This window comes from Flavobacterium sp. (assembly GCF_025352015.1).
GTDB lineage: Bacteria > Bacteroidota > Bacteroidia > Flavobacteriales > Flavobacteriaceae > Flavobacterium.
The window spans coordinates 1-12,381 of sequence record NZ_JANXUG010000078.1; the positions used below are offsets into that span (position 1 = coordinate 1).

Below are 12,381 nucleotides of genomic sequence, written 5' to 3' on the forward strand. Positions count from 1 at the left end.
CCAAATTGATAAAGGACGAAGCCAAACGACTTGGTTTTTTGTCATGCGGAATTTCCAAAGCTGGTTTTCTGGAAGAAGTAGCACCGCGATTGGAAAATTGGTTAAACCAAAACCGTCACGGCGAAATGAAATATATGGAAAACTATTTCGATAAGCGCCTGAATCCGACTTTATTGGTTGATGATGCCAAAAGTGTGATTTCGCTGTTGCTGAATTATTGTCCATCAGAATCACAGAATTCAGAAAGTTATAAAATTTCAAAATATGCTTACGGACAGGATTATCACTTTGTAATCAAAGAAAAATTAAAGGAACTTTTGCAAACGATTCAAACAGAAATCGGCGAAGTTTCCGGGCGCGCTTTTGTAGACTCTGCACCAGTTTTAGACAAAGCTTGGGCAGCAAAAAGCGGTTTGGGCTGGATTGGAAAAAACAGTAACTTATTAACGCAGCAAGTCGGCTCATTTTATTTTATTGCCGAATTAATTATCGATTTAGATTTGGAATATGATTATGCTACAACAGATCATTGCGGAACCTGCACAGCCTGTATTGATGCTTGCCCAACAGAAGCGATTGTTGCACCTTATGTTGTTGACGGAAGCAAATGTATTTCCTATTTCACTATCGAACTCAAGGAAAATATTCCAACGGAAATGAAAGGTAAAATGGACGACTGGATGTTCGGCTGCGATGTCTGCCAGGATGTTTGTCCGTGGAATCGTTTTTCGAAACCACACAATGAATCGCTTTTTAATCCAAATCCGAAACTGCTTTCAATGACCAAAAAAGACTGGGAAGAAATTACAGCAGATACCTACAATAAAGTCTTTAAAAATTCAGCGGTAAAGCGAACCAAGTTTGAAGGATTGAAACGAAACATTGATTTTTTAAAATAATTTTTCGACCATTATTTTCTTGCAAAAAAAAGAAACTCGCAAAAATTTCCTTTTTACATTCAGTCTTCTACCTTTGTAGCTATCAAAATAAAAACCATGCACAAAGATAGTAAACGTAGAGAAGCGCTTTTATACCACGCCAAACCTACACCCGGAAAAATACAAGTAGTACCCACCAAAAAATATGCAACACAACGAGATTTATCATTGGCGTATTCGCCAGGCGTGGCAGAACCTTGTTTAGAAATTGTCAAAGATGTAAACAACGTTTATAAATATACTTCAAAAGGAAATCTAGTAGCAGTAATCACCAATGGTACTGCCGTTTTAGGATTGGGCGATATAGGTCCGGAAGCCTCAAAACCAGTGATGGAAGGTAAAGCATTGCTTTTTAAAATCTTTGCGGATATAGATGTTTTTGATATAGAAGTGGGCACCAAAGATGTCGACGCGTTTATTGAAACCGTAAAAAATATTGCCCCTACTTTTGGCGGAATCAACCTAGAAGATATAAAAGCTCCTGAATCGTTCGAAATAGAGAGACGCTTGGTGGAAGAACTCAATATTCCGGTAATGCATGATGATCAGCATGGAACGGCTATTATTTCGTCGGCAGCGTTGCTTAATGCCGTTGAGCTGGCTGGCAAAAAGATGAACGAAATAAAAATGGTTATTTCTGGTGCAGGTTCAGCCGCAATTGCTTGTGCTAATTTATACGTTTCTTTTGGCGTAAAGCAAGAAAATATTATCATGTTTAATAGCAAAGGGGCACTTAAAAAAAACGATTCAACTATCTCTGATAATCAAAGAAAATACGCCACTACTGAAAATTTTAATTCCTTGCATGACGCTATGGTAGGTTGTGATGTTTTTGTTGGACTTTCTACAGGCGATATCGTAACGCCTGAAATGTTATTGGTTATGGCAAAAAACCCAATTGTTTTTGCAATGGCGAATCCAAATCCTGAAATAAAATACGATTTGGCTATTCAAACCAGAAGCGATATTATCATGGCAACAGGTCGTTCTGACCATCCTAATCAGGTTAATAATGTGTTGGGATTCCCCTATATTTTTAGAGGTGCTTTAGATGTAAGAGCTACCAAGATTAATGAAGAAATGAAAAAAGCAGCCGTCATTGCGTTAGCCGAATTAGCCAAAGAATCTGTTCCAGAGCAAGTAAATATTGCTTATGGGGAAACCAAGTTAATTTTTGGTAAAGACTATATCATACCAAAGCCTTTTGATCCAAGATTGATTGCAAGAGTTCCACTAGCTGTGGCTAAAGCCGCCATAGAATCTGGAGTCGCATTACATCCAATTACAGATTGGGAAAAATATGAAGAAGAACTGTTAGAACGTTTGGGCTCTGATAATAAATTGATTCGGTTATTAACCAACAGAGCCAAAACAGATCCCAAAAAAGTTGTCTTTGCGGAAGCAGATCATTTAGACGTGTTAAAAGCGGCGCAAATTGCTTACGAAGAAGGCATTGCTCATCCAATATTGTTAGGAAACAAAGAATTGATTTTGGAACTCAAAGATGAATTAGGCTTTGATGCCGAAGTGCCTATCATTGACCCAAAAACTAAAGAAGAAGACAAACGAAGATTGAAATATGGCGAATTCTACTGGGAAACAAGACAACGCCGCGGCATTTCTTTGCTAGATGCGCAAAGATGGATGCGAGAACGTAATTATTTTGCCGCTATGATGGTTAATCAGGGCGATGCAGACGCGATGGTTTCTGGTTATTCGAGAAGTTATCCTTCAACAGTGAAACCTTTAATGCAACTCATTGGAAAAGCACCAGGCATCACCTTAATTGCTACTGCTAATATGATGATGACCAATCGTGGACCAATGTTTTTATCAGATACAGCCATTAATCCAAATCCTACTGCAGTTGAATTGGCAAAAATTGCTTTGATGACGGCAAAAATGACACGAATGTTCGGAATAGAACCAATCATTGCTATGGTTTCATTTTCTAATTTTGGTTCCTCAACACATGAAAGCGCCAATAAAGTGAGGGAAGCGGTCGCTTATTTACATAAATATTATCCAGACCTTATTGTTGATGGTGAAATTCAGACAGATTTTGCTTTAAATGCCGAAATGCTGAAAGCCAAATTTCCGTTTTCAAAATTAGCAGGGAAAAAGGTTAACACTTTGATTTTTCCTAATTTAGAATCAGCTAATATAACATACAAACTGTTGAAAGAATTGTATAAAGTAGATTCCATTGGGCCTATAATGTTGGGGATGGAAAAGGCAGTACATATTTTTCAACTGGGTGCCAGTGTTGAAGAAATGGTAAATATGGTAGCCGTTGCCGTTGTTGACGCTCAAGAAAAAGAGAAACGAAAAAAAATGGCTTTTTCTAAATAGTTTGTATTGTCTTATAGATAATGAAAAGAGATTCATTCCGTTAAAGAATTTTGCTATATTTGGAGTTAAATTTTAGTTAAAATGATTGCACACATTCAAGGAAAATTAGTTGAAAAATCACCAACCGAAGTTGTAATAGACTGCAGTGGTGTTGGTTATCACATTAATATTTCTTTACATACTTTTTCTTTACTTCCTAATACTGATTTTGTTAAATTGTTTACACATCTTCAAATCAAAGAAGATGCCCATTCTTTGTTTGGGTTTATAGAAAAATCAGAGCGAGAATTGTTCAAGTTATTGTTATCAGTATCAGGTATTGGAGCCAGTATAGCTAGAACCATGTTATCGTCATTGGATCCAAAACAAATAATCCATGCTATTGCAAATGCAGACGTCGTTACTATTCAATCTATTAAAGGTATCGGAAGCAAAACAGCACAGCGCGTGATATTAGATTTAAAAGAAAAAGTGTTAAAAATATATGATTTGAGCGAAATTTCTATTACGCAACACAATATTAATCGCGAAGAATCGTTATCTGCTTTAGAGGTTTTAGGATTCATTAGAAAAAATGCCGAAAAAGTGGTTGACAAAATCATAAAAGAAAATCCCGAGGCTGGATTGGAAACAATAATCAAACAAGCATTAAAAAATTTATAATTCTTGGAAACAAAATATAGTAAAAAATCATTTTTACATCTGAAGAAATTACTACTTGGACTTTTTTTGCTAGTAGATACTGCAATTTTTGCTCAAATAAATGAGACGCCCAAAGACAGTATTGGCTATTCAACAGGAAAAGTAGAAATAAAAAACCCCAACAGTATTGTTAATGCCTACACATATGATGTAGCTACAAACAGATATATTTATACGAGTACGTTTGATGGTTTTAACATCAATTATCCTATAATTTTAACGCCAAAAGAATACGAAGAATTGGTGCTTCGTGAATCAATGCGTACTTATTTTAAACAAAAATCGGATGCTATTGATGGTAAAAAACCAGGAACCGACGCCAAGAAAAAAGATTTATTACCCCGATATTATGTAAATTCAGGTTTCTTTGAAACCATCTTTGGGTCTAATACTATTGATGTAAAACCCACAGGTTCCGTAGAAATGGATTTGGGTGTACGCTACACTAAACAAGACAACCCGGCTTTTTCGCCAAGAAATAGATCACAAACTACTTTTGATTTTGCCCAAAGAATAAGCATGAGTTTGAACGGAAAAGTAGGAACACGATTGAACGTCAATGCCAATTATGACACCCAATCTACTTTTGCCTTTCAAAATCTTATTAAACTGGAGTATGCGCCAACAGAGGATGACATTATTCAAAAAATTGAGGTTGGTAATGTGAGTATGCCCTCTAGCAATTCTCTGATTCGTGGGGCTCAAAGTTTATTTGGGGTCAAAGCCCAATTGCAATTCGGAAAAACTACGGTGACTGGCGTTTTCTCTGAACAAAAATCAAAAACAAAATCGGTTACAGCGCAAGGTGGCGGAACTATTCAAAACTTTGAAATGTTCGCTTTAGATTACGATGTCGACCGACATTTTTTCTTATCGCAATACTTTAGAAATAAGTATGACGAAGCATTGAAAGATTATCCAGTAATACGCAGTAGAGCTCAAATTACAAGAATAGAAGTTTGGGTAACCAACAGACAAAACAGAGTAAGCACGACCAGTAACAATTTACGGAATATTATTGCCTTGCAAGATTTAGGGGAAGCCCGGTTGACGGGTCTCACAGATAATCAAATTGTTGCGGTTTCTACCGTTGCGAATCCTAATTTTTTTCTAACGACACCTGTAGATAAACCATCAGATAATGCAAACAATCAATACAATCCTGCATTTATTACAACTGGTGGCGGATTACTAAATGCAAATGTTAGAGATATTGTAACCGCTAGTGCTGGTTTTAACAACACAGTAGATGAAGGAACAGATTATTCTAAACTAGAGAATGCTAGAAAATTAGCGCCCAACGAATATACTTTCAACCCCCAATTAGGTTATCTATCCTTACAACAACGGTTGTCAAATGACGAAGTTTTAGCAGTTGCCTATCAATATACCGAAGGTGATAAAGTATACCAAGTAGGAGAATTTGGAACAGACGGAGTTGACGCTACGGTGATTACCGCAGGGGGAACATCCTCTCAAACCATATCCTCACAGAGTTTGATTTTGAAAATGTTAAAAAGTAGTTTAACCAATGTTCAAAAACCTATTTGGAATTTGATGATGAAAAACATTTATCAAATACAGGGAGCGTATCAATTGCAAAAAGAAGATTTTAAATTCAATATTTTATATACTGATCCGTCACCAATTAATTATATATCTCCAGTGGCAGGTATACCATTTCCAACAAGCCCACCAGCACTTCCTGAAAATCTTGTTACACAAAAACCTCTTTTGAATGTCTTTAATGTAGATAAATTAAATTACAACAATGACCCACAAACGGGAGGTGATGGTTTTTTTGACTTTATACCAGGATTAACGGTCGACCAACAAAATGGGCGCATTATTTTTACCACCGTTGAACCTTTTGGGAAACTGATTTTTGATAAATTAAAACTCGGTACCGAAAACTATTACGACCAAACCACTTACAACGGCAATCAGCAGAAATATGTTTTCAGAAGCATGTATTCCAACACTGTTGCCGCTGCTTTACAAGATGCTGAAAAAAATAAGTTTCAATTAAAAGGAAAATTCAAATCATCTGGAGGCAACGGAATTCCAATAGGCGCTTATAACGTTCCAAGAGGTTCTGTAGTAGTAACCGCCGGCGGAAGAGTGCTTCAAGAAGGAATAGATTATAGTGTAAATTATCAAGCAGGAAGAGTACAAATTCTTGACCCTTCCCTGCAAGCATCTAATACGCCAATACAAGTTTCTGTAGAAAACAATGCTACTTTTGGGCAGCAAACTAGACGATTTATGGGTTTCAATATAGAGCACAAATTCTCTAATAAGTTTTTGCTTGGTGCCAGTTTGATTAAAATGTCAGAACGACCAGTTACCAATAAATCAAATTATGGTCAAGAATCTGTAAACAATACTATTTTTGGATTAAATGTTAATTACGCGACCGAGGTTCCTTTTTTAACCCGATTGGTAAATAAATTACCTAATATAGATACCGATGCTCCTTCTAATTTCTCTTTAAGAGGCGAAATGGCATTTCTAAAACCCGATGCGCCCAAAGCAGACCAATTTCGGGGAGAAGCTACCGTTTATGTAGATGATTTTGAAGGTTCGCAAACTACCATTGATATGCGATCAGCACAGTCTTGGAGTTTGGCCTCAACGCCAAAAAAACCAGCGGTATCAGATTACAATGATTTTGGATCAAATGCAGTTAACTTAAGCTACGGATACAAACGAGGAAAATTAAGCTGGTATTCTATTGACCCAACCCTTTATGTCCAAACGCCAGCTAGTATAGGTCAGGATGGAATTTCGAATAATAGCACCAGAAGAATTTTTAGTTCAGAGTTATTTCCTAATCTACAGATAGCCACAGGACAACCCACCGTGATTAACTCATTGGATTTATCCTATTATCCTCAAGAGAGAGGACCTTATAATTATAATCCTTTGGCACTTGCCCCAAACGGGTTTAGTGATGTTGATGCTAAGAGTAATTTTGGGGGAATTATGCGCGCTATCAATTCTACTAATTTTGAACAAAGTAATGTAGAGTATATTCAGTTTTGGATGTTAGATCCTTATTATGATCCGGGAAATCCAACGGCACAAAATGACCCGAACAATACTGGTCAAATTTATTTTAATCTTGGTGAAATATCCGAAGATGTACTCAAAGATTCGAGGAAACAATACGAGAATGGGCTACCTTCTAGTAGTGCCTCACAATCCTTAACCAACCCCACCGTTTGGGGAAAAGTCCCTTCATCGCAATCACTTATTTATGCTTTTGATGTTGATGGTGCCAATAGAAGCGCACAAGATGTTGGTTTTGATGGGGTGAACGATGCAGCCGAAAAAAACCTTCCTGGAATTGCACCTGGTTTTGCTTCTCTAGATGATCCAGCGGGCGATAATTATCAATATTTTTTAAGCGCTACTGGCTCAACAGTTCAAGCGGTTTACAAAAATTATAATGGTGTTGAAGGCAACTCTCCTGTAGATGTGAACAATAATAATAGAGGTTCTACCACTTTGCCAGATGTAGAAGATATCAACCGAGATAACACCATGAATGAAGCCAATGCTTATTATGAGTATAAAATTTTGATGGCACCCTTTAATTCAACTGTGAGCACACTAAACGGACCAGTTACAATAGAAGTAGGACAAAACTTCATTACAGACAAAGTAGAAACAGATGTTCTTAACGCTCCAAATCAAATTCCAACTCGGGCAAGATGGCTTCAATTTAAAATTCCGGTTAACCAACCAACCAATACCATCGGAAGTATTTCAGATTTTCGCTCTATTCGTTTTATGAGAATGTTTATGACGGGTTTCAAAAACCCAATTACAATTCGTTTTGGTACTTTGGATTTAGTTCGTGGGGAATGGAGAAAATACACCAAACCGTTTGATGCTTTAACAGATACAGACACTAGCGATTTGACCACAAATTTTGATGTACTTACCGTAAACATTCAAGAAAATGCAACTCGTGTTCCTATACGATATGTTACTCCGCCAGGAGTGGTTCGTTCTAACCTTTCTAACGGAAATCAGGTAATCGCGCAAAACGAACAATCACTATCACTACGAGTTTCAGGAGTTAGAGCTGGCGATGGGAACGGATTAGAAGTGGGCGATTCAAGAGCAGTGTTTAAAAATATTGATGTTGATATGCGGCAGTATAGCAAATTGAAAATGTTTTTACATGCCGAAGCTTTACCAGCACCAACTGATAATGCGCCATTACAAGACAATCAAATGAGTGCATTTATTAGGTTTGGAAACGATTTTACGAACAACTATTATCAGGTTGAAATACCGTTAAAAGTTACGGCAGAAGGCGCAACAGATCCTACTGTTATCTGGCCAGAAATCAACGAAATGGATTTACCTTTAGCGCTTTTGACAAAACTGAAAGTATTGTCCTTTAGTGCTCTGCCGAGTGCTTTAGTAGATGGAGTGTTGTATAAAAATGACTTTGAATTAGACCCATCGTTAGCATCCAATACTAATCGTGGCGCATTGAAACTGGGCATAAAAGGAACACCAAATTTTGGTTTGGTTCGAACGTTAATGGTTGGTATTAAAAACAATTATACTCAAAAAGTTCGTGGGGAAGTTTGGTTTAACGAGTTGCGATTGGCAGGTTTAGATAATAAAGGTGGAATGGCAGCTATAGTAAACATGGATACTAACTTGGCTGATTTTGCAACGCTGTCCGGAACGGGAAGAATGAGCACCATCGGTTTTGGAGCTTTAGAACAAGGACCACAAGAACGAAGTAGAGAAGATGTTCAGCAGTATAACATCATTTCCAATTTAAGTTTGGGTAAATTATTGCCCAAAAAATGGGGTGTTAATTTGCCGTTTAACTATGCTGTAGGAGAAGAAATAATTACACCAAAATACGATCCTTTTAATCAAGATATTCGATTAAAAGAATTACTCGATAACACTCCTAGCAGTGCAGAACGAGATAACATTACCAATAGAGCTATTGATTACACAAAAAGAAAAAGCATCAACTTTATTGGAGTGAAAAAAGAGAGAGCACCTGCTCAAAAACAACATGTTTATGACGTAGAAAATTTAACGTTGTCTTACTCTTATAACCAAGTTGAAAAACACAATTACGAAATTGAAAAATATATAGACCAGCAAGTAAATACATCAGTAGATTATACTTTTACTTTTCAAAACAAACCATTGGAACCCTTCAAAAAGTCAAAATTCTTCAAGAAAAGTTCGTATTGGAAAATGCTAAGTGATTTTAATTTCAATTATTTACCTGCTAGCATTTCCTTTAGCAGTAATATCATCAGACAGTACAATAAGCAACAATTCAGACAAGTTGATGTTGCGGGCATAGGTTTAGACCCTTTGTACAGAAGAAATTATATGTTTAATTATCAATATGGATTTAATTATAACATTACCAAAGCACTAAAAGTAAACTTTACAGCGGCATCACATAATATTGTTCGTACTTACATGGATGCCGGTAATATACCAGATAATTCGAATACCATTTGGACAGATTTTTGGAATATAGGATCGTCAAATCAACACAATCAGCAGATTGTAGTAAACTATGATTTGCCAATAAATAAAATTCCTTTCTTGTCTTTTGTGAAATCAACCTATTCGTATACAGGCGATTACAGTTGGCAAAGACCATCGTTAGCATTAGCATCTGTAGACGGGAATGATTTAGGAAATACTATTCAAAATGCAGGGTCACATCGTTTGAACACTGCTTTTAGTATGGAGTCACTTTATAAATATATCGGATTAGGAAAAAAACCAGCAGCACCAGCTCAAAAACCAGTTGCTCTGCCAAAACCGGGAGAAAAAATAACGGGTATCAAAGCACAACCTGCAAAAAATAGCAGTGTGTTTGTAAGCGGATTAATTGGCGTTTTAACTAGTGTGAAAAATGTCCAAATTAATTTCGTCAAAAATGAAGGTACATTGCTGCCAGGTTTCTTGCCAGGTGTAGGGTTCTTTGGTTCTTCAAGACCTTCATTAGGGTTCGTTTTTGGTGCGCAAGATGATGTTCGTTATGAAGCAGCCAAAAGAGGCTGGTTAACTACTTATCAAGATTTTAATCAAAGCTACACGAGAGTATCAACAAGAACATTGGATGTTACTGCCAACGTGGATTTGTTCCCCGATTTTAAAATTGATTTGACAGCAAACAGGACTTACTCTGAAAATTCTTCAGAACAATATGATGTGGATCCTAATACGGGATTGTACAACCCGCGTTCTCCTTATAGTTTTGGGAATTTTGCTATTTCGACCGTTTTAATCAAAACCTCTTTTAACAAAAGCGATGAAACCGGTTCTACTACTTTTGATGATTTTAGAAACAACAGATTAATCATTGCTGATAGGTTAGCAGCAGATTATTACGGAACAAGTATTCCAAGATATGGTGATTCTGCAAATCCAATTCCAGCAGCTACTGATCCAAAATATAATTTTTATTCTGCCAATGCGGGGTATCCAATTGGCTATGGGAAAAATAACCAAGCGGTTTTGATTCCTGCCTTCTTATCGGCTTACACGGGCAGTTCACCTGATGGTGTTTCGTTAAGCGCTTTTAGAAATTTCCCAATTCCCAACTGGAATATTAAGTATACAGGATTGATGCGTTATGGTTTCTTTAAAGAAAATTTTAAACGTTTCTCTATTCAACATGCTTACAGATCATCCTATACAATAAATTCTTTCCGGTCAAATCTTGATTATAATCCTTCATTGGGACCACAGCAAGATAACGGCGGATTTGGTAATTTTTTCAACAAAACCATTATTGGAAATATAAATTTGGTCGAACAATTCAATCCATTGATAAGATTAGATTTTGAAATGAAAAACGCCTTCAAAATTTTGGCCGAAATAAAAAAAGACCGAAGTTTATCGATGAGTTTTGATAATAATCTGTTGACCGAAGTTCAGGGTAAAGAATATATTATAGGTTTAGGATATCGTTTTAAAGATGTTATTTTCTCGTCGCAATTAGCAGACAATCCAACAGGAATTATAAAAAGTGACATCAATTTAAAAGTCGATTTTTCTTATAGAAATAATAAAACCATCGTGCGTTATTTAGATTACACCAATAACCAATTGGGTGGCGGACAAAACATTTGGTCTGCAAAATTAACAGCCGATTATTCGTTTAGTAAAAACTTGACTGCTATTTTCTTCTACGATCACTCTTTCTCTAAACCGGTTATTTCAACTTCATTTCCGTTGACCAATATAAGGGCAGGATTTACCATGCGTTATAATTTTGGAAACTAACACATTTTTACATTATAAATCACAATATCAAATAGTATCTTTACCGACTAAAAATTAAAAATCAAATGAATATTCCAAGCAATTTAAAATATACAAAAGACCACGAATGGGTTCTAATTGATGGTGATATAGCAACTATTGGCATTACTGATTTTGCTCAAAAAGAGTTGGGCGACATTGTGTATGTTGAAGTAGAAACGTTAGACCAAACATTAGATAAAGACGAAGTATTTGGTACAGTAGAGGCGGTTAAAACAGTTTCAGATTTATTTTTGCCGCTTTCGGGTGAAATCATTGAATTTAATAATGGTTTAGACTCAAATCCAGAGGAAGTAAATGCCGATCCTTATGGAAAAGGGTGGATGATTAAACTGAAAATAGCTAATTTTTCACAAACTGACGAATTGCTTTCGAGTGAAAGCTACAGACAACTTATTGGTGCTTAAAAATACTAGCTTGGTTTTAGCCATTGGCTGGACGATTATAATTGCTATTTTGTCTTTAATAAAAGTTAATGATTTGCCCTCGTTAGGTTTTTCTTTATCTAATTTTGATAAATACGTGCATTTTACTTTTCATTTTATTTTCACTATGCTTTGGGGTTTTTATTTCTGGATGAAAATAAATAAATTGGGACTAAAAAGTATACGAAACATCGTTATAATTTCATTTTGCTACGGAATACTTATTGAAATTTTGCAAGAATTATTTACTACAACACGACATGCCGATCTTAAAGATGTAGTAGCTAACTGTACCGGAGCATTTCTAGCATTTGGCGTATTTGTATTCATTAAAAAAACTAACAAATCACGTAAAAAAGTGTAAATATAGATTGTATCGAATGTTTTAATGAAACCGATTTTTTACTTTTATTACATTATTCAAGAACACACCCTCAAACGATATATTTTAAAAAAAAATGAAAAATTCAATACCATTTTTAGTAGCATACTTTTTAGCCAATGTTTTAAATGCACAAGTAGCCAACAATCAAACCGAAAAGTTTCCTGTTTTCCCATCTTGTGAAGGATTACAATTTCAATCGTTAGAACCATGTTTTTATAATGAAGTTCAAGATTTTGTTTTC

6 protein-coding genes are annotated in these 12,381 nt (G+C 35.9%); all 6 read left to right on the top strand.

Translation table 11 applies throughout. The annotated features are described in order from the left end of the window. The first annotated feature begins 5 nt into the window (after nt 1–5). The 6 genes from queG to Q0Q96_RS07700 all read left to right on the top strand — a co-directional run bounded on the left by queG (nt 6) and on the right by Q0Q96_RS07700 (nt 12,119). Nucleotides 6–899 carry a tRNA epoxyqueuosine(34) reductase QueG gene (gene queG, locus Q0Q96_RS07675; RefSeq protein ID WP_293873236.1) on the top strand — a complete coding sequence of 298 codons (894 nt, stop codon included), beginning with the start codon at nt 6–8 and terminating at the stop codon, nt 897–899. Nucleotides 900–995: 96 nt separating this feature from the next. Continuing rightward, nucleotides 996–3,290: an NADP-dependent malic enzyme gene (locus Q0Q96_RS07680; protein WP_293873225.1), complete on the top strand. Its 2,295-nt coding sequence runs from the start codon at nt 996–998 to the stop codon at nt 3,288–3,290. Nucleotides 3,291–3,371: 81 nt separating this feature from the next. Further along, nucleotides 3,372–3,953, top strand: a complete 582-nt coding sequence (gene ruvA / locus Q0Q96_RS07685) for a Holliday junction branch migration protein RuvA (protein ID WP_293873227.1) — start codon at nt 3,372–3,374, stop codon at nt 3,951–3,953. 39 nt (nt 3,954–3,992) lie between these two features. Next, nucleotides 3,993–11,291, top strand: coding sequence for a cell surface protein SprA (gene sprA / locus Q0Q96_RS07690; protein ID WP_293873239.1), 7,299 nt, complete (start codon nt 3,993–3,995; stop codon nt 11,289–11,291). 65 nt (nt 11,292–11,356) lie between these two features. Next, entirely contained in the window at nt 11,357–11,737 is a 381-nt protein-coding gene (gene gcvH / locus Q0Q96_RS07695; RefSeq protein ID WP_293873230.1) for a glycine cleavage system protein GcvH, read from the top strand. Further along, entirely contained in the window at nt 11,706–12,119 is a 414-nt protein-coding gene (locus Q0Q96_RS07700; protein WP_293873233.1) for a VanZ family protein, read from the top strand. The genes gcvH and Q0Q96_RS07700 overlap by 32 nt, the downstream gene beginning before the upstream one ends. Nucleotides 12,120–12,381: the final 262 nt, after the last annotated feature.

Bases quoted from the DNA above. Each gene is read 5' to 3' on its own strand.
- gcvH (WP_293873230.1), top strand. From the start codon at position 11,357: ATGAATATTCCAAGCAATTTAAAATATACAAAAGACCACGAATGGGTT.
- Q0Q96_RS07680 (WP_293873225.1), top strand. From the start codon at position 996: ATGCACAAAGATAGTAAACGTAGAGAAGCGCTTTTATACCACGCCAAA.
- ruvA (WP_293873227.1), top strand. From the start codon at position 3,372: ATGATTGCACACATTCAAGGAAAATTAGTTGAAAAATCACCAACCGAA.